Source organism: Microcoleus sp. Pol11C2 (genome assembly GCF_036701505.1).
Lineage (GTDB): Bacteria > Cyanobacteriota > Cyanobacteriia > Cyanobacteriales > Microcoleaceae > Microcoleus.
In genome coordinates this window covers 1-21,041 of the sequence record NZ_JAUBQX010000074.1, presented here as the reverse complement: position 1 = coordinate 21,041, position 21,041 = coordinate 1, and the positions used below count along the sequence as shown (strand labels likewise).

11 protein-coding genes are annotated in these 21,041 nt (G+C 44.2%); 5 read left to right on the top strand and 6 right to left on the bottom strand.

What is annotated here, in order from left to right; all coding sequences use genetic code 11:
- From QUA42_RS25750 to QUA42_RS25740, 3 genes are all read right to left on the bottom strand, one after another.
- On the bottom strand, positions 1-2,361 hold a 2,361-nt coding region (locus QUA42_RS25750), incomplete at its 3' end, for an AAA-like domain-containing protein (protein WP_333141277.1).
- A 27-nt stretch (positions 2,362-2,388) separates the two neighbouring features.
- On the bottom strand, positions 2,389-5,946 hold the full coding sequence (locus QUA42_RS25745) for an AAA-like domain-containing protein (RefSeq protein WP_333141275.1): 3,558 nt from the start codon (positions 5,944-5,946) through the stop codon (positions 2,389-2,391).
- A gap of 27 nt (positions 5,947-5,973) precedes the next feature.
- A complete protein-coding gene (locus QUA42_RS25740) occupies positions 5,974-9,531 on the bottom strand; it encodes a WD40 domain-containing protein (RefSeq protein ID WP_333141273.1) in 3,558 nt (1,185 codons plus the stop codon).
- A 272-nt stretch (positions 9,532-9,803) separates the two neighbouring features.
- Between QUA42_RS25740 and QUA42_RS27915 the strand changes: the two genes are divergently transcribed.
- Both QUA42_RS27915 and QUA42_RS27910 read left to right on the top strand, forming a co-directional pair.
- On the top strand, positions 9,804-10,049 hold the full coding sequence (locus QUA42_RS27915) for a Uma2 family endonuclease (protein WP_445301370.1): 246 nt from the start codon (positions 9,804-9,806) through the stop codon (positions 10,047-10,049).
- A gap of 60 nt (positions 10,050-10,109) precedes the next feature.
- A complete protein-coding gene (locus QUA42_RS27910; RefSeq protein ID WP_445301371.1) occupies positions 10,110-10,394 on the top strand; it encodes a Uma2 family endonuclease in 285 nt (94 codons plus the stop codon).
- Here the strand turns inward: QUA42_RS27910 and QUA42_RS25730 are convergent, their stop codons facing one another.
- On the bottom strand, positions 10,395-11,684 hold the full coding sequence (locus QUA42_RS25730) for an AAA-like domain-containing protein (protein WP_445301369.1): 1,290 nt from the start codon (positions 11,682-11,684) through the stop codon (positions 10,395-10,397).
- Positions 11,685-12,367: 683 nt separating this feature from the next.
- On the opposite strand from QUA42_RS25730, the gene QUA42_RS25725 reads away from it, so the two are divergent.
- From QUA42_RS25725 to QUA42_RS25715, 3 genes are all read left to right on the top strand, one after another.
- Positions 12,368-13,936 carry an ATP-binding protein gene (locus QUA42_RS25725; RefSeq protein WP_333141269.1) on the top strand — a complete coding sequence of 523 codons (1,569 nt, stop codon included), beginning with the start codon at positions 12,368-12,370 and terminating at the stop codon, positions 13,934-13,936.
- 90 nt (positions 13,937-14,026) lie between these two features.
- Complete coding sequence (locus tag QUA42_RS25720) at positions 14,027-17,707, top strand: GAF domain-containing protein (protein WP_333141267.1); 3,681 nt, start codon at positions 14,027-14,029, stop codon at positions 17,705-17,707.
- Positions 17,708-17,902: 195 nt separating this feature from the next.
- Positions 17,903-19,051 carry an adenylate/guanylate cyclase domain-containing protein gene (locus tag QUA42_RS25715; RefSeq protein ID WP_333141283.1) on the top strand — a complete coding sequence of 383 codons (1,149 nt, stop codon included), beginning with the start codon at positions 17,903-17,905 and terminating at the stop codon, positions 19,049-19,051.
- Between the two features lie 118 nt (positions 19,052-19,169).
- On the opposite strand, the gene QUA42_RS25710 is transcribed toward QUA42_RS25715, so the two are convergent.
- Positions 19,170-20,450, bottom strand: a complete 1,281-nt coding sequence (locus QUA42_RS25710; protein WP_333141265.1) for a recombinase family protein — start codon at positions 20,448-20,450, stop codon at positions 19,170-19,172.
- Positions 20,451-20,453: 3 nt separating this feature from the next.
- A complete protein-coding gene (locus QUA42_RS25705; protein WP_333141263.1) occupies positions 20,454-20,813 on the bottom strand; it encodes a VOC family protein in 360 nt (119 codons plus the stop codon).
- Positions 20,814-21,041: the final 228 nt, after the last annotated feature.

Sequence of the window (21,041 nt, the reverse complement as noted above, 5' to 3'; positions counted from 1 at the left end):
GGGACTAAACGCCACTGAAGATACGACAGCAGTATGACCTACAAGCGTCCTCAGCAAAGTACCGTCAAGCTTCCAAACTTTTATGGTTTTGTCTCCGCTTACCGAAACTATTATTTTGCCATCGGGACTAAACGCCACTGAAGATACGACAGCAGTATGACCTACAAGCGTCCTCAGCAAAGTACCGTCAAGCTTCCAAAGTTTTATGGTTTTGTCTCCACTTGTTGATGCAATTATTTTGCCATCGGGACTAAATGCCACTGAAGTTGGGGTACCACCAGTACGAGCTGGGAAAGTTTTTAATAAAGTACCGTCTAACTTCCAGAGTTTCACAGTGTTATCCTGACTTGCAGAGGCAATTATTTGACCGTCAGGACTAAAAGCAACTCCCCACACGGCAAGACTGTGGCCCGGAAGAGTTTTCAGCAAAGTGCCGTCTAACTTCCAGATTTTGACGCTATTATCGTCACCTCCAGAAGCAATTAGCTGACCGTTGGGGCTAAATTTGACTCTGCGAACGAGTGCTTGATGACCTTTGAGGGTGGCAATTTCTGTTCCATCTCGCCGCCAAAGTTTAACGGTTTTATCTACGCTTGCCGAGGCAATTAGCTTGCTGTCAGGACTGATATCGACTGTCATCACAGCCGCTTGATGCCCGGAAAAATGGTTGTATTCATCTGCTTGATAAACAGCTTGCCTGAGTGCATTTCCAAGTGTGCGATCGATGCTGGCATCTGCCAATCCTAATCTTTGTAATTTTCGTTTAGCTTTGATGGCTTCTATCAGGGCGTCTAATCTTTGGTTTGAGGCAAACAATCCCTCAGAAGAGGATACTAGCGCTCGAATTTCACTAATTCTGGCTTGACGTTCGCTTTCTGTTGCACGGCGATACTGAAAATAAGTTATTACTCCTAATCCGCAGGCAATAATAAATGCTACGCTGACTGCAAACAGCAATATTTTTTGGCGTTTGGCAGCTTCTTTTTCTTGAATTAATCGTCTTTGTTCTTGTTTTAATCGCGCTTCTACTTCTTTAGTTCGTTCGGCCTCTAGAATCAGTTGGAATTCTTGGCGATCGAGTTCTTGACTGGCTGCGATATACTGATAATCCAAGTCGCTCAAGCTTTTTCCCTGCGCCCAAGTTTGGGCATCTTTTAAAGCTTGTCCTCGCAACAGTCGCGAATAATCTGTTTTTTTTGATACCAACCAAGCATCAAATACTTGGGAGTAGGGGCGCAGTTTCCCTAATTGCTTTTCTACCCAGTCGAGATTAAATACTTCTCGATAAATGCGGTTTTTTACCTGTAAACAACCTTGCTGTTTGATAAGTAATCCCGATAGCAATAGTTCAATTTGCTCTCGACAGTCGTCTGTAGGTACTTCTACACCTTGTAATATTTGCTGGTAAATTCCGAGCAATCTTCCGGCGCGTTGTTCGTTGCGAAGAATGCGATCGCGGATGGTTTTCAAATGCTCCGGTTCGTCTTGGGATTCCCAGTTGTCGATGATGTGCGATCGCACTATCGATTCCACAAAAAATCCCTCTGTTCCAGGTGGTATTTTTAAATTGCCGCTACGAGATTCTCCTACCGTTTTTACTAGCAAATCGCAGATTTTTTGAGTTAAGAATGGTTGCCCTTCTGTCCGAGTTAAGATTTCTTTGAGAATTGCTTGCGGATTATTGACTACTTTTTCTAATCCTGGGGCTAGGGGCTGTGCTTCTGCTAAACTAAATCCCGTTAAATCGATTGCTTGTCCGATATTAAAAGGTGTCCGATTTTTATCGGCGATTAAATCGCTGGGTGTAGCTACTCCGAAAATTGCGAAAGTAATGCGGGTATATTCGGGATTGATAGCTCGTTGATTGTAGCAGAAACGAATCAATGCGAAAAAATCATCTACCGGAAAATCTAAACTTAAAATACTATCAATCTCATCCACAAATATAAAAATTCGATCATCCACAAATCCGGCTAATAAAATATCTTCAATAAACTGACTCAATCTTTGCAGGAGAGAAACTTCTTCTTGTTCTTGCCACCAAGTTTTTAAATTAACTTCTCCTAATAAATTAAAGCTGCGCCACAAATCGCCAACGATTCCTTTGTACCACTGTAAAGGAGTAATGTTTTCGCTACCGATGCGAGTCATGTCGATCGTGCTGCATTGAAATCCTTCTGCTTGCAATCGATGGAAGGTGCGAACGAGAAGGGAAGATTTGCCCATTTGTCGGGAGTTGAGGACATAGCAAAATTCGCCCTTTTTTAAGGCTTCATAAAGTTCGATATCTGCTTGTCGTTCGACGTATGTAGGCGCATCAGTTGTGAGACTGCCACCAATTTGGTAAGAGTAATCTTTCATAATTGATAGTTCATGGTTTCGGATAATTTAGCGATCGCCCACTCGATCGCACAAATGTCTGTCTTCCTCCTTCACATCGGCATTGGTTCGCAGATAATCTCGCACGCGCTCGCACGCATAACCCAGTTCATCTAGTTTGAGAATTCGCTCCACATCCCACAAAATGATTGTGCGATCGTCCCCAGCGGAGGCAATTTGTTTACCATCGGGACTAAACGCCACCCCCCAAACGTTCCCTTCATGTCCAGTTAGCGTCGTTATTTCTGTCCCGTCGGTTTTCCAGAGTTTGAGTGCGCCAGTTGAGCCTCCCCCCACCAGTATTAGACCATCAGGACTGAAATCAACTGCCATCATGCCTCTAGTATTTCCCTTGATGGTTTTGAGCAACGTACCATCGATCGTCCAGAGTTTAATCGTGTCATCCCTGCTGGCAGTTGCCAAAGTGCGACCGTCTGGACTGATGGCAACTTCCCAAACAGGGCTGCGATGACCCTCTAGAGTCTTGGAAAACCTACCGTCAAGACTCCACAACCGAGCAGTGCTGTCGCTACTAGCTGAAAGCAGCCTCTGTCCGTCATGGGTAAAGTCCACATCGTAAACCCTAGCCCGATGCCCTGTGAAAGTTTTCAGTAAAGTGCCGTCTTTGTTCCACAGTTTGACGGTTTTATCGTTGCTAGCAGAAGCCAGTAGCCGACCATCTGGACTTGGGGAGATATCCCAAAGTCCAGCTTCATGACCTGTTATGGTTTTCAGTAGCGTCCCGTTGAACTGCCAGAATTTAATCGTTTTATCTTCACTAGCGGTAGCAAGGAAAGGCGCGATCGCAGGATTGGTACCAGAGAGGAAAGCAACGGAGCGAACGGCAGCCTTATCTGCGGCAAAAGACTTCAGCAACGTGCCGTCTCGCGCCCACAGTTTGAAGCTGCCATCCGAACCGGCTGAGGCTAGCATTTGACCGTCCGGGCTGAAATCCACATCCCAAATTGTGCCGCCATGTCCGTAAAGAACTTTCGAGAAGGGGTTTGTCGGATTCCAGAGTCGAGCGGTATTGTCGTCGCTAGCAGAGACAACCATTTGACTGTTGGGAATAAAGGTCACGCCTCTAATTCCCGATTGATGCCCTTTGAGGACTTTCAACAGCGTCCCGTCCGGCTTCCAGAGATTGATGGTTTGATCGGCGCTGGTGGAAGCAATCACATCGCCTGCTGTACTGATGGCGACTTCAAACACTTCCGAACTGTGACCGCTAAGAGTTCGTAGCAGGGTGCCGTCGGGTTGCCAGAGTTTGACAGTGTTGTCAGCGCTGGCAGAGATGATGGCGGGACGTTTGGTGCCGCTATTGTCGGCAATTAAAGCGAACTCAACGTCCCAAACGGGAGCCGCGTGACCTTCCAGGGTTCTCACCAGTTCGCCGTCTAGAGTCCAGACCTTGACCGTACCGTCGGTGCTGCTAGATGCGAGCAGGTTTCCATCCGGGCTAAAGGCAATACCCCAAACTGCACCTTGATGTCCGCTCAGGGTTTTGAGCGGTTTGCCATCGGCACTCCACAGGCGAATGGTGCTGTCTTCACTGGCGGAGGCGATGCGCTGACCGTCTGGACTCAGGGCGATCGCCCAGATCGCAGCCTTGTGTGCCTCCAAGGTTTTGAGCAGTTTGCCTTCCCGACTCCACAGATAAATGTTGCCGTCCACGCTGGATGTTATCAGGCGCTGGCTGTCGGGACTAAAACGAAGGGCGTAGACGCTGCTGATCGTGTGTTGGAGAGTGTGCAGCAAGGTGCCATCCCGTTGCCAGATCTTGGCTGTTTGGTCGCCGCCTCCGGTGGCGATGAGTTGACCGTCTGGGCTGGCATCAACTGCCAGAACCGGGCTGGAATGCCCCAACAGGCGATTGAATTCTGCCGTTCCATAGATAGCTTGTTGCAGGACTTGTCGAACTTGAGAGGGCAACTGGGGGCTGGAATTAGCTAGGCTATCGATCCTGCGTCTGGCTTTGATGGCGCTCACCAGGGCATCTAATCGCTGTTGGGAGGCGAATTGCCCTGCCGATGAGGAAGTGAGGGCTTGAACTTCGCTGATGCGGGCTTGCTGCTCGCTGGTGAGGGCGTAATGATATTGCCAAAGGGCGAGAATGCCAAAGGCGATCGCCACTATTAGCGCTGCGCTGAGCGCCCCAAGAAATCTTCGCTGCCGTTTCGCTGTCTCTCGCTCTAAAACTAACCGCTTGCGTTCTTCTGTGAGTCTGGCTTCAACTTCTCTGAGCCTCGCCGCTTCCAGCGCTTGCTGCACTTCCAGCCTGTCTAATTCACCAGAAGCGGCTAAAAAGTGATAATCCAAATCGCTCAAACTTTTTCCCTGGGCCCAGTAGGAAGCGTCTTTTAACGATTGTCCGCGCAACAATCGCGATTCATCGGTTTGTTTTGAAGCGATCCAAGCGTTGAAAGCTTGGGAGTAAGGACGCAGTTGCTCTAACTGTTTTTCTACCCATTGTAGGTGAAACACTGCTTGATAAATCGGGTTGCTGACCTTAAAAAAACCTTGTTGCTTTATAACCAAACCTGATAGCAGCAATTCGATCTGCTCTCGACTATCATCCGCTTCAGTTTCACCAGATTGTAATAGGTTTTGATAGATACCTAAGCTACGTGCAGTGAGTTTTTCGTTGCCAATAATGCGAGCGCGAATAGTCTTTAAATGCTCAGGTTCATCTTGCGATTCCCATTTATTGATGATGTTTTCTCTCACGACCGATTCCACAAAAAATCCCTCTGTTCCAGGTGGTATTTTTAAATCACCGCTGTGGGCTGACCCCGCCCTTTTTACTACTAATTCACATATTTTTTGCGTTAAAAAGGGCTGTCCTCCCGTCCAATCTAAAATTTCTTTGAGAACTGCCTGCGGATTGGCTATGACCTTTTCTAACCCTTTCGCTAATGGTTGCGCTTCTTCTAAGCTAAATCCTGACAAATCGATCGCTTGTCCGATATTAAAAGGTGTCCGATTTTTATCGGCGATTAAATCGCTGGGTGTAGCTACTCCGAAAATCGCGAAAGTAATGCGGGTATATTCGGGATTGATAGCTCGTTGATTGTAGCAGAAACGAATCAAGGCGAAAAAATCATCTACCGGAAAATCTAAACTTAAAATACTATCAATCTCATCCACAAATATAAAAATTCGATTATCCGGAAATTTTACCAATAATATCTCTTCAATAAATTGACTCAATCTTTGCAGTAGAGAAACTTCTTCTTGTTCTTGCCACCAGGTTTTTAAATTAACTTTTCCTACAAGATGGAAACTGCGCCACAAATCGCCAACGATTCCTTTGTACCACTGTAAAGGAGTAATGTTTTCGCTACCGATGCGGGTCATGTCAATGGTACTGCATTGAAATCCTTCGCCTTGCAGTCGGTGCAGGGTACGAACGAGAAGGGAAGATTTGCCCATTTGCCGGGAGTTGAGCACGTAGCAAAAATCGCCTCGTTTTAAGGCTTCATAAAGTTCGATATCTGCTTGCCGTTCGACATAGGTAGGCGCATCAGTTGTGAGACTGCCGCCAATTTGGTAAGAGTAATCTTTCATAATTGATAGTTCATGGTTTCGGATAATTTAGCGATCGCCCACGGCATCGCACAAATGTCTATCTTCCTCCTTCACATCAGCATTTGTTCGCAAATAATTTCCGACCCAATCGCATCCATACTGGAGGAAATCGAGCTGGAAAATTCGCTCTAGATTCCACACAATTGCTGTGGTATCCTGACTGGCTGAAGCGACTAACTTCCCATCAGGGCTAAATGTCACTCCGAATACCCCATCGCTATGTCCTTTAAAGGTTTCAAGCTCTTGACCATCGTACCTCCAAAGTTTAACAGTACCGTCAAAACTTGCTGAAGCGAGAGTCTTGCCATCGGGGCTAAATGCCACTCCGAATACCCCATTTTTGTGTCCCTTTAAAGCTCTAATTTCTGTACCATCCAACCGCCAAAGTCTCACCATGCTATCCATACCTGCTGAAGCGAGAGTCTTGCCATCAGGGCTAAATGCGACTCCCGCCACCTGACGGCGATGGCTTGTTAAAGTGTGTAGAAGCTTGTAGCTGGGCTTTCCAAAGGCGATCGCATTATCCCACTGCCAAAGTTTGACAGTGCCGTCCACACTACCAGAGGCAATAACTTGTCCGTCGGGGCTAAATGCCACTCCGTTAATGTAATCGGTATGTCCTTTGAGAGTTGCCAATTGGGTGCCGTCAATCCTCCAGACTTTAACTGTTTTGTCCTCACCCACCGAGGCGAGTGAGTGCCCATCTGGATGGAAATCAACCGCGAAAACTCTACCTTGATGTCCCGTAAAAGTCTTGATTAAGGTTCCATCTAGTCGCCACAATCGAACAGTGCCGTCATAACCACCTGTAGCAATCGTGTCTCCGTTTGGGCTGAAATCTACTCCGAAAACTTTATCCGCTTGTTTGGGAAAAGTGCGAATTAAGCTACCATTAAGCCGCCAAAGTTTAACGGTATTGTCACGACTGGCGGTGGCAATTGTCTTACCATCAGGACTAAATTTTATGGTGTAAATTGATGCTTGATGTCCGTTAAGAGTCTTAAGCAAACTATCATCAAGCTTCCAGAGTGCGATCGGGCCATCCCAACTGGATGAGGCAAAGATTTGCCCGTCAGGACTCCAAGCCAATCCAGAGACGACATCCTTGGCGACTAGCAGGGTTTTTAGCAGAGTCCCGTCAATCTGCCACAGTTTGACTGTTCTGTCTAGACTTGCCGAGGCAAGCAAACCACTTTGAGGGTTAAAAGCGATTTTGGTCACGGAATCGCTGTGTCCAGTTAGGGTTTTGACTAAAGTTCCATCAAGATGCCAAAGTTTGACCGTTTTATCCCAACTCGCCGAGGCGATGAGATTTCCTTGAGGGCTGAAGGCAACATTCTTGACTCTATCTGTATGCCCCGTGAGGGTTCTGATCAGTTTACCGTCTGTATTCCAGAGTTTGATGGTTTTATCTTTAGAAGCAGATGCAATGGTTTGACTGTCAGGGCTAAAGGCAACGCTGTCAACTTCATCTGTATGTCCGGTGAGAGTTCTCAGTAGTTTGCCGTCTGTACTCCAGAGTTTAATGGTTTTATCTTTAGAAGCGGAAGCAATAATCTGGTTGTTAGGAGCGATCGCGACTTGTGAAATATTATTGGTATGTCCTTTTAAGGTCTGCCACAAGGTATAACTCGGCTTTCCCTTTGGTGAATTTGTAGTATTTTTGCGCCAAAGTTTAACTGTGTTATCCCCAGAACCAGAAGCAATTAGATCCCCTCTGGGGTTAAATACGACTCCCCAAACTGCATTGTTGTGCCCTTGAAGTATTCCTAGTTTTGTACCGTCTTTTTCCCAAATATCGATAGTTTTATCGGCAGAAGCTGAGGCTATGAGTTCCCCATCAGGGCTGAAAGTTACATCATTAACCACATTGTTATGCCCCGATAAGTGGTTATAGTCTACTGCTCCATAAACAGCTTGATGGAGAGCTTCTTTAACTGAACGTTCGAGTTCAGGGTCTACAGCACCTAACTTTTGCAGTTGTCGCTTTCCTCTGATTGCCTCTATGAATGCGTCTAATTTTTGATTTGAGGCGAATAATGCTTCGGAAGATTTGGCGATCGCTTTGATTTCGCTGACAGCAGTTTGCCGATACTGAAAATACACCGCTAGCCCCAAGGCCGAGGCGATAATTAATGCTATTGTTACTACAAAAAGCAAAAATCTTTGCAGCCTTGAACTTTTTTTCTCTACCGCTAACCTTTTTTGTTCTTCTGTTAGTCTGGCTTGAATTTCTTTAGCCCGTTCGGCTTCCAATCCTATCTGCATTTCTCTTCGGTCTAATTCTTCTGAAGCGCCTAAAAACTGATAATCTAAGTCACTCAAACTTTTACCCTGGGCCCAAGCTTGAGCATTTTTCAAGGCTTGTCCGCGCAACAGTCGGGATTTATCGGTCTGCTTGGAAGTTATCCAAGCATCAAAGGCTTGAGAGTATGGACGCAAGGAAGCGAGATGTTTTTCTACCCATTTTGTGTTAAATACTTCTTGATAAATGGGGTTTCTTACCTGTAAAAAACCCTGGTATTTTACTACCAAACCAGACAGCAATAGTTCTACCTGTTCTCGCGAGTCATCGGTGGGTACTTCCACTCCTTGTAAGATTTTTTGATAGATGCCTAGTAGTCTTCCAGCACGTTGCTCATTTCTCAGGATGCGATCGCGGATCGTCTTTAAATGCTCTGGTTCGTCTTGAGATTCCCAATTCTGGATGATGTGCGATCGCACGACTGATTCCACAAAAAATCCCTCTGCTCCCGATGGAATTATCAGCCCGTCACTGTGAGATTCTCGCGTGGCTATTACTATCAATTGACACAGCTTTTGACTCAAAAATGGTTGCCCAGAAGTCCAAGATAATATTGATTTGATAATTGCCTCGGTATTACTAACTACACTTTCTAGCCCTTGACTTAAAGGAGAGGCTTCTTCCCAGGAAAAACCGGGCAAATCTACTGCTTGTCCGATATTAAAAGGTGTCCGATTTTTATCGGCGATTAAATCGCTGGGTGTAGCTACTCCGAAAATCGCGAAGGTAATCCGGTTGTATTCTGGATTAAGGGCTCGTTGGTTGTAACAATAACGAATCAAAGCAAAAAAGTCATCGACGGGAAAATCTAAGCTTAAAACACTATCAATCTCATCGACAAATATAAAAATTCGCTCCTTGGGAAATTTTACTAATAAGATATCTTCAATAAATTGACTTAATCTTTGCAGGAGAGAAACTTCTTCTTGTTCTTTCCACCAGGTTTTTAAGTTAAGTTGCCCTAATAAATTAAAGCTGCGCCACAAATCGCCAACGATTCCTTTGTACCATTGTAAAGGAGTAATGTTTTCGCTGCCGATGCGGGTCATGTCGATCGTACTGCATTGAAATCCTTCTGCTTGCAGTCGGTGCAGGGTGCGAACGAGAAGGGAAGATTTGCCCATTTGCCGGGAATTGAGAACGTAGCAAAACTCGCCTCGTTTTAAGGCATCATAAAGTTCGATATCTGCTTGTCGTTCGACATAGGTAGGCGCATCAGTTGTGAGACTGCCACCAATTTGGTATGTAACCTGGGTCATGCAGTTTATGGGTGGGTTTAAAGGTGAAAGTTGATAAAAAGAGGTAGTCTGAGCGTTAATTTTTGTCACCATCCCTACTTAATTATAATCCATCCTTAAAATTTACGTTTTCAGAGTAATTTTATAAGAATAATATTGACCAAGTAACGAGGGGAAGTTATTCTACAATATAGATAGCCTAATGTTTTTAATTTTTATATTAACATTGAAATTAACAGCAAACAAGGAGAATCAATATGCTCATTCAAGAACAACCTGGCTAGTCTAAACAAATGACCCTAGACGAGTTTCTGGACTGTTATCCAGATGGCCAAGGTCGCTTTGAACTACATGATGGAGGTGTTATAGAAATGCACGCAACTGGAACTCACGAACAATTAGGGGGCTTCCTCGCCCTAGAAGTGGGAGTAGAAATTAAACGTTTGGCTTTGCCCTATTTCATTCCCCGCCAAGGAATTATTAAGGCTATTGATTCTGATAAGTCTGGCTACAGTCCAGATGTGATGGTATTAGATTAGCCACAAATCGAAACGGAACCAATGTGGAAAAAGCGCTCGACTATTATCAGAGGTTAAACTATCCGTTTAGTCATCGAAGTTGTGAGTACGAAGTGGCAATATGACTACTTAGTAAAGTTAGCAGAATATGAAAAAGTGGCAATTCCTGAATACTGGATTGTCGATTATTTAGGTTTAGGTGGCAGAAGATATATTGGCAACCCCAAACAACCAACTATTTCCGTAAATCCATTAGTTGACGGTGAGTATGTAGTTAATCAGTTTAGAGGTGATGATGTGGTGCGATCGCTTGCTTTCCCGGATTTAAACTTAACGGTCGAACAGATTTTTAATGTGGGGCAATAACTAAATAAAGTTGTGCGAACCAAAATAGAGGCGGTACAACTCGCAGCTTAGCGTACAGCGGTTATTATCGATATGAATCAGCCCCATACTAAATAATTTAGAAGCCACTATCGGATCTAATTCCACTCCGTGTTCCGATTTTACCACTTGTTTAAGTGCAACCGCCAGTTCGGGATACTCTTGCAATGTTGCCCAAAAACTCCGCAAGTAATCTTTATAAATTCCCGCTATGGTGGGAGCTTCTTGTAGTAGCTGATCTAGCGTTACACTGTTTTGACAGAGGTGGTAAAGAGCTAGCCGCACCAGATAAGGATGTCCCCCCACCATTGCCATCAGTCGATCGGCATCGGGGCTATCTGTCCAATCCAGTCCGTGACGCTGGGCTAAAGCAAGTATCTGCTCTTCTGTAAAATAGGGCAATTGCAGCGGTAAACCGACATTAAAAGGCGATTCAGTAAGCTTTAAAGGAATATAAATTTCTGTGGAGTGAAGAACGATTAACCGCAGTTTTCCCAAAGTTTCAATCCGCTTTGCTTCTTCATGCCAGCTTCGCAGGAGCGGCAAAAATTCTCGGGCAATTTTTGGATATTCAAAAATTATATTTACTTCCTTTAAAGCTAACACAAGAGGGGTACTTATTTCGGCTAATAAATATTGTTGCAAATAAATGGTGCAGCTTACTTTGCTACCCATGTCTTCATCCCAATAATCATCTAATAGAGGTGGTAATTCTAGGTGACGGCTGATGTTGGCACACAACCAGCGTAAAAATTTATCGATATTGGCTAAAACAGCTTCCTCGGCTTGCTGAAAATCTAAACTTACAGTTCGATAGTCAAGAGAAGTCGCGCGCTCTAAAATGCGTAGCAGAAGGGAACTTTTTCCCATCTTCCTGGGAGCTTTAATCCGCAGCACACTTCCGGGTTTAGTAATCTCTCGATAGGCGAGTTCTTCAATTAGCGGGTGAGGGATATAAAATGGCGAATCCAGGGGCACGGGAGAGCCGGGAAATTCTAAAGGTGTTGCTAGGCATTTGCTGCGGGTGAATGCTTCAATTAATTCTCGTTCCTCTGTGGTCAGTGAACGTGATTCTACACTAGAGCGAAAATTTGATTTGCTAATAGATGTCTGCAAGACTTGAGAGAGAGATTGCCACAAAGACGAGGCGATGTTTCTCAGGTAATGCTCTCCGTAATGAGAGCCAGATGCGATACTTGTATAAGTCTTTCCTTCCCAAACTTGGCGGAGTATGATTTCTTGTACGGGATATAAATCTTTTTGTAATCGCACACGAGTTAGCTGTAGTACCTCATCTATCGTCATAACTGGCAATAACCATATAAGTGTATCGTTGATATTATCACTGATGATTGAGTGTAAAGCTCAGAGCGATCGCCGATTGGATTGCGACACGATCCTGTCGCGACATTTTTCAGGGGGTAATTGGTCACATCGGTTAATTCTCCCCCAAAGAGTATCACTATCAATAAAGAATTCCCTCGCGGGGTGGGGGTGGGTGTATTTAACCTGTCTGCACTCTTCAAGAGTACAAGAGTGAACCCACCTCTACAGGCTTTGGAGAATGGTTCTCTTCGTTAAGTGAAATCCGTGACACCCGTTAAATCTGGTAATTTCCCGGTTGTCTGACGGATCGCTGAGTGCTATAACCTAATTTCAATGGGCGCTGGCGCTCCTACTGGAAACGAATCTGCGCTTAGTTTTTCTTCATCGTTGGCCAAAATGTCATGCCGGTGTCACAGTTGGTAGTGAAGGCCGAATTAAAAATGTGACAGTTGACTTTGCGAAAGCTGAGTCGATTGATGTTAATTTAATTAACAGTAGTTTCAGATCGCTGCATTTACTCATCACAAGCGTTAAGTCCAAAAGCATAATTCTTCTTTTTGTGCTATCAGGTTTTTTGATTTGCCTCTAATCCTATCTTAAAAACTTTAGCAAATAACCTAGTTTATTTAATGCAAATGGTTGATGAAATTTTTCCTAATTATTTTATTCCTCACGGTCATTGCTACTTGTGGAAGCCTGGATTAGTGGGGCTGCACATTTTGTCCGATGGTTTGATAGCCGTCGCTTATTTTTTGATACCCATCACGCTGATTTATATTGTTAATAAGCGGAAAGACTTGCCTTTTGACTGGGTTTTCATGCTGTTTGGCTCTTTTATTATCTGCTGCGGGATTACCCATATTATGGAAATATGGACGCTGTGGCATCCTAATTATTGGTTCTCTGGTTTTCTTAAAGCGATTACGGCGCTGATTTCGCTAAGTACAGCAGCAGTGCTGGTGGAACTAATCCCAAAAATCTTGGCTATTCCCAGTCCAGATCAATTGGCGGTGGCAAATGTAGCTTTACAAAATGAGATTGGCGAGCGCAAACAAGCTCAAGAAGCACTCTCGGAATTAATGCTAGAATTGGAAAAACGGGTGATGGAGAGGACGATCGCTTTAGAATCCACTAATGAACTTTTGCTACAGGAAAATCGCGATCGCTATTTGGCGGAAAATTCATTGCGGCACTCGGAAGCTAAACTGCTAGAGCAAACTCAACACTTAGAGACTGCTCTGCAACAACTTAAAGGCGCTCAAGCTCAACTCGTGCAAACTGAAAAAATGTCGTCTTTGGGGCAAATGGTAGCTGGGGTTGCCCACGAAATAAATAACCCTGTCAACTTTATTTATGGCAATCTGATTCCGGCTGAGGAATACATTAAAGATATTGTGGCATTGATTAAGGCTTATCAAGTTTATTACCCCACTCCTGCGCCGGAAATTGCAGACAAGATTCGCACTATCGAACTCGATTTCATTTTTAAAGACCTGCAAAAACTTTTTGGTTCGATAAAAATTGGAGCCGAGCGAATTAGGGAAATTGTTAAATCTTTACGGACTTTCTCCCGTTTAGACGAAGCCGATATGAAAAAGGTAAATATCCATGAAGGTCTTGATAGCACTTTAATGATTTTGCAGCACCGCTTGAAAGAACAACCAAACCGTCCGCCTATTCAAGTGATTAAAGAGTATGGAGATTTGCCACTATTAGAATGCTACGCGGGGCAGCTTAACCAAGTATTTATGAACATTGTTTCTAATGCTATTGATGCTTTAGAACAGAGTGTAGCGCAGGGGGATTTCCCCAACGGCTATTGGGAAAATAATTTCTCTGACAACTTACAAAACACCTATTGCCCACTGCTAAAAATTCGCATCCGCACGCTTTTAGTTGATGGCAAGTGGGTGCAGATTCACATTGCTGATAATGGCACTGGCATAGATTATGATGCGATCGCCAAAATTTACGATCCATTTTATACGACGAAACCTATCGGTGCTGGTACCGGGCTGGGTTTGGCAATTTCTTATCAAATTATTCAAGCCCATGAAGGTTATTTGCGCTGCACTTCCGAGGTTGGGAGAGGTACTGAGTTTATCATTGAAATTCCGTTGCGATCGCAATTTGGCGAGCGCCACCTACTGCCCAAGCAAGCTGTTATGAACAAGCTGGGTTTAGGCGTTAATAAATAATGCTGAATCCAGCTACCTTTTTCGGTTTCTTTTATTTTTCGCCTAACTTAGGAATCATCAAATCCATATTATCTGCCAATAACAACTATTATGTGGGAAGCACTCAAAAATATCTTTTCCCCAACTCAGTATATGCCTCACGGTCATTGCTATCTTTGGCAAACGCCTTTAGTGTGGCTGCACGTAACTGGGGACTTTTTAATCGCGATCGCCTACTATTCTATTCCGGCGATGCTAATTTATTTTATCTTCAAGCGGCGCGATGTTCCTTTTTTAGGAATATTTGCTTTATTTGGTGCATTTATTATTCTCTGCGGCACGGGTCACTTGCTAGACATTTGGACGTTGTGGCATTCCGCTTATTGGCTGTCGGGGATTGAGAAAGGAATTACTGCACTGGTTTCCTGCTACACCGCTGCCTCGATGGTAACACTCTTGCCACAGTTTTTGTCCTTAAAAACCCCCCAAGAATTAGAGGCAATAAATCGCAAGTTGCAGACTGAGATTGCTGTGCGTGAAGATGCAGAATTAGCGTTACGCCACGCTTATGATAATTTAGAAATTAAAGTCCAAGAGCGCACCGCACAGTTAACAGAAATTAATGGTTATTTAGAAGCAGAAATAAGAGAAAAAATAGCTGCTGAATCCGCTTTGCGGGAACGAGAAACTAGGTTAACCGAACAACAAAATGGTTTGCTAGAATTAGCAAAAAATTCTAGTATCTACGAGGGAAATATCGCCGAGGCGTTGAGAGAGATTACGCAAATGGCAACTCGTACTCTGAATGTTGAGCGCGCAAGTGTTTGGTTTTATCAGGAAGATAAATCCTCACTGTGCTGTGCGGATATTTACGAACTGACTCCCAATCAACACAGCGCCGGCGCAGAACTGAAAGTTGCTGACTATCCTAGCTATTTCCAAGCTTTGAAGACAGAACAGGCGATCGCAGCGGTTGATGCCAAAACCGATCCGCGCACCCTAGAATTTAGCGAATCTTATTTGAGGCCTTTAAACATCTCGTCGATGCTAGATGTTCCTATTACCCATAAAGGGCAAATTGCGGGTGTAATTTGTTTAGAACATCAGGGAACGACCAGGAATTGGACGCTCGACGAGCAAAGCTTCGCTAGCTATGTTGCGCAGATCGCAGCTTTAGCAATGGAAGCTCGCGATCGCAAGCAAGCCGAGTTAAACTTGCGTTCTGTCACCGAACGCTTGCAATATTTGCTGGCGACTACCCCGGCAGTGATTTTTAGCTGCAAATTAGGGGGAAATTATCAGGTAACATTTGTCAGCGATAATGTTGTTTCAATGATTGGTTACGAAGCGCGAGAATTGGTTGATGGTTCCCTTGATTGGCATAGCCTGGTTCATCCCGAAGATCGAGAGATTGTTGCTACTTCATACGCTCAGATATTGGAAAAAGAATCGATTTCCTACGAATACCGCGAACGGCACAAAGACGGTAGTTATCGCTGGATTTACGATGAGATCAAGTTAGTCAAAGATGCTGCGGGTCAACCTGTGGAGTGCGTTGGTTATGGAGTAGATGTTACTGCTCGCAAACAGGCGGAAATAGCCTTGCAGCAACAAGTAAAAAGGGAGCGGCTCGTGAATGCTATTCAAGAGCGGATTCGCTCCTCTCTTAACCTAGAAGAAGTAATGACAATGGCGGTTGAAGAAATCCGCCACTTTTTGTCAACTGATAGAACAGTTATTTACCGCTTTAACCCAGATTGGAGTGGATTTATAGCCGTCGAGTCGGTATCTGTCGGTACGATGCCGATTTTGGGAATTGACATTAATGACCCTTGTTTTCGAGAACACTACGTCTCTGTTTACGAGCAGGGATACCTGCGCGCGATCGACAATATTTATACGGCCGGTCTTTCAGAGTGCCACGTTAATTTACTGAGCGAGTTGGAAATTAAAGCTAACCTCGTGGTTCCTATTTTGCAAGGTGAAAAACTCTGGGGGCTACTAATTGCTCATCACTGCCGCAGTTACAGGCATTGGACCTCTTCTGAGATAGAATCTCTCCAGCAAATTTCCGTGCAGCTAGCAATTGCCATCAAGCAATCCACCCTTTTTGAACAAGCCAAAATAGAAATTGCCGAACGTAAATTAGCAGAAATAGCATTACAAAAAGCTGTCGTAGCTGCTGATACAGCTAACCGCGCCAAGAGCGAATTCCTTTCTTCTATGAGCCATGAATTGCGGACTCCTCTGAATGCCATTCTCGGATTCAGTCAGGTGATGGTGCGCGATTCATCTCTCAACAATCAACACCAACAGCACCTAGAAATTATTAATCGCGCCGGAGAACACTTGCTTGCGCTAATTAATGACATTTTAGAAATGTCCAAAATTGAAGCGGGCAGAAGTCAGCTTAATGAAAGCAGTTTTAATTTAATTCGCTTGCTAAAAACCTTAGAAGAAATGTTTCGATTAAAAGCTAAATCTAAGAAATTGCAGCTAAATTTGGAAGTTGGTGACGGCGTACCACACTTTGTTACGGCAGATGAAGGTAAATTGCGCCAAATTTTGATTAATCTTGTAGGAAATGCGATCAAGTTTACAGAGATGGGTAGCGTTACTTTGCGAGTAAAAAAGAAGGTAGAAGAAAGTTTGGGGGGTGAAACCGCAGAGTTTTCGGACACACACACAAAGCTTGATGACGCGGGTTCTGAACATTCCGAAAACTTAGCGGTTGAAACCGCAGCTATACAAAAAAAACCCGGATGGTGCACTGGTTTTAATCAGTCCGAAAGCTTGGCGGACTGTGATTGTGTTGACGCGAATCACCTTCACCCGGAATTGTTACGCCTTCAGTTTGAAATTGAAGATACTGGCCTTGGCATTGCCGCAGAAGAGATGAATAAGTTATTTGAACCCTTTGAGCAAACAAAAACCGGTCAAAAGTCTCAACAGGGGACTGGATTAGGTTTACCAATTAGCCGCAAATTTGTACAAATGATGGGAGGAGATATTACTGTCAGCAGTACACCGGAGTTGGGAAGTAAGTTTGCATTTGATATTCAAATTAGTCTTGCCACTCCCAGCGAGATTAAAATCCTTAAACCGCAGAAAAAAGTAATTAGTTTAGCCCCGAATCAACCAGAATACCGGATTTTGGTTGTGGACGATCGCGCCGATAACTGCCTAGTCATAGAGAGATTATTGTCACCACTAGGCCTCATAGTGCGAGCAGCTAGAGATGGTGAAGAAGCTATTGCTGTATGGGAGGATTGGCAACCGCACCTGATCTGGATGGATATGCAGATGCCTGTCATGGATGGCTATGAAGCCACCAGAAAAATTAAAGCTCATCCTCTCGGAAAACAAACTGTAATAGTTGCTCTTACTGCTAGCGCTTTTGAAGAGGAACGACAAACTATTTTAGGAGCTGGCTGCGATGATTTCATGCGTAAACCCTTCGAGGCAAAGATATTATTTGCGAAAATGGAAGAACTTTTAGGAGTACGTTACATTTACGAGGAATCTGTTGATACACCACTAGAAAATGAAAACAAAATTAGCGGAGTGACTAGCACTCAATCTGTCGAGTCACAACTCGGTCAAATGCCTCTTGAGTGGGTAGAAAAGATAGCTCATGCTGCTCATGAATGTTGCGACGATAAAATTGTCAAGTTGATTGAGGAAATGCCGAGCCAGTTTGCTGTGGCAGCACAATATTTAACTACTTTGGTGCAGGATTTCCTCTTTGACGATATTATAGATATAGCGCAGTCAGCAGTTGCAACGAGGTGAAAATACCTGTTTTGAACTAATTTCAACTTAGGACGCTATTCTCTTTAAAAAATACCTAGCATTAAGCCCGAATAGCGTCTCCTTGCCATCTCTTTTTAGGAGAGAAAATAGGAATTTATACTGTTGCGTTTTTTTTGAGGTAAAATTTTTAAGTGTTAATATCTGTTATCTTGACAAACTACCGTGAGCGATCGCATGGACAGCCATCAATATCCTACAATTCAAGCCAACATTTTAGTAGTTGATGATAAGCCCGATAATGTGCGGCTTTTATCTACAATCTTGACCGAACAAGGGTATCAGGTTCGTAAAGCCCTGAACGGGCAAAGGGCGATCGCTACAGTGCAAGAGTTTCCGCCCACTCTAATTTTGCTGGACGTGATGATGCCAGACATGAATGGATATGAGGTATGTGCAAAGTTGAAAGCTTCACCAAAAACCAGTTCCATTCCGGTAATTTTCTTAAGCGCCTTAGATGACGTTTTAGATAAGGTGAAAGCTTTTGAGGTGGGAGGAGTTGACTATATTACTAAACCTTTTCACGGTAAAGAAGTATTGGCACGAGTGGCAAATCAGTTAACAATTCAAAGTCAAAAACAGTTACTTCAAGAGCACACGAAGCAATCCCAAGAACTTGTCGAACGTTTGCAAAACGAAATTAAAGAGCGGCAGGGGGTGGAGCTAGCTTTACGGCTTGCTCAAACAAAGTCGGATCATTTATTGCTGAATATTTTACCAGCAGCGATTGTTGAAAATTTGAAAAAGGGCGAGGGTTCTCCTGCCCAGAGGTTTGATTCAGCAACAGTTCTTTTTGCCGATATTGTCGATTTTACGTCTATTGCTGCTAGAATGTTACCTCTAGAATTGGTAAATGTATTGAACCAAATTTTTTCCAGGTTTGACCAACTAACTGAAAAACACGGTTTGGAAAAAATTAAAACCATTGGAGATGCTTATATGGTAGCGGGGGGGTTGCCGGTGCCGAGGGCAGATCATGCAGAAGCGATCGCGAATATGGCATTGGATATGCAGGAAGCGATCGCTGATTTTCAAAATGACAGAGGCGAACCATTTCTAATTCGGATTGGCATTCATACAGGGCCAGTAGTTGCTGGCGTAATTGGCACTAAAAAATTTATCTATGACTTGTGGGGAGATACTGTTAATGTTGCTTCTCGGATGGAATGTCAAGGATTACCGGGATATATTCAAGTTACTACTGCTATTTACGAACTGTTAAAATATCGGTATTTATTTGAGGAAAGAGGTGCGATAACGATTAAAGGAAAAGGAGAGATGAGCGTCTATTGGCTAAAAGGTAAAAAAGATAATCCAGCGGTATAAACCGATGCTTGTCAAACGAAGTCCACTCCTAGCGAACTAATAGAGTACCCCAATACCCCACTTATTTAAGAAGTTGGGCATCTAACCTACGAGCTATGGATGAACGTCGAGCTAATTATTAAAAAATGAAAATAATTTGCAGTTTCCAATTTGTATTTTCCCGGACGATTTCAATGCGATCGATAAATTCTCGAAAGTAAAACCTGCGTTCTGATTCTGATAAATCGAGCCAAAATTGGGGAAGGGAAACAGTTTGGGCAGTTTCTCGCAAATTTACTGGGGGTAGTTGCGCTAATTTGCTTTGCAGTGCGGCAATTTCGGTGCGGATTTTGTAGGCTCTAAACTCTGCCGTTTCGGTGTCTAAAATGCCGCTGTCAATCAGGGCGGGAAGTTGCTCTATGATTTCTTGTTTGGATGCGATCGCCCTGACAATTCCTGCTTTAATTCCATTCATATTCGGCATTTGCAACCCAGCAACAGCATCGGGTAAATCCCGACAAATTCCGGCGATGGTTAATTGCAATACTTCATTGTAGGAAAAGCCGCTACATTTAGGCTGTTTTGGACAGTTAATCGGTCGCAAATAAAGGTATTCTTTTTCTTGGCGGTAGGAGGTGACTTTGGCAACTGTCATCGGCGATTTGCATTCTGCACAAATTGCTAAACCTGCGAGGGAACGTGGGGCGCTAGCGCTGCGAGGAGAAAGGCAGCGGTTACGGCGCAGTAACCTGTCTATTTGGGCTGCTTCTTCTCGGGAAATAATCGGGACGTGGGTGTTAGAAATTACTTGGCCGTTTTGATATTCCAAATCGCCTCGGTAGGCGGGATTTGTCAGCCAGCGGCGGCCGGTACTTACAGAGATTTTCTTGTTGTATTTCTTAGCTAAATACCGCACGGAACCTCGCAAGGAACCGTAAATTAAAAAGTGTTCAAAAAAGTCTTTGACGGTGGGGGCGGTGGATTTATCGATCGTATAACAATCTTTGCCGCGCCGGTAGCCGTAGGGAGGCTTACCCGGTGGAATCCGGGATTTGATGCGGTTGCGGGCGTGTCCTTTGCGAATACTCCGGCTGTGTTGGCTGCGCTGGATTTCGGCCAGGATTTGCAGCAAGTTTTTGCGGTTTCGCGGTTCTGTTTCTGCTTGTACGATGATTTCGACGCCCAGGTTTTCGAGTTGGGCGAGGTGCGAACACACTTGCTGTACGGTGTCGCCGAGTTCTTCAAAACGCTGAATTAACAGGTATTTGACTGGTTCTGTTTCGCAGTCTTTTAGGAGTTGTTGCAGTTGTTGTCGCCCTCCTAAGTCTTGATAGGTGCGATCGACTTCTTGACCCCAAATTTCCGGGGCGGGTGCTGCTTCCAGTAGCGGTTCGGTGTAAGAATAAGCGATAATTTTCATCTGTTACTCGCTGAGTTCGATGATGTTGCCGTCGGGATCTTGGGTAAATAATGCCGATCGACCTGACGCGCTCATTTGAAACGGGCAATTGTGAGCGATTAATTGCTGTTTGGCTGCCTCTAAGTTAGCAACAGAAAACGCTAGATGTCGGTTGCGTCCCCATTTGGCATGGTCTACCGCATCTGGGATAATTGTGGCCGCTAAAATTAGGTGGAGCTGGAAGTCTCCGATTTGATACCAGATTCCGGGAAATTTTAAGTCGCGATCGATTTTTTGCAGTTTTAGTACGGTGCTGTAAAAGTGTTGCGATTGTTCCAGGTTGGAGATGAGGATGGCGCTGTGGAGGGATTGAGTAATTTGCATTTTTGTTTGGTATTTATTTTTTTATTTTAACCGCTGATGCAGGCAGATGAGCGCTGATGAACGCAGATAGGGTGATGTTTGTTTAGTTTTTGATATGATAACATTGTGAGTCGCTCTTAATATATTCATTATCAAGTCTTGTAACAAAAAACGTAATTGCTCAACCCCCTTGACAAGAGAACGAGATAAACATTAGATAAAGGAATGAAAAAACTCCCTGACCTAAAA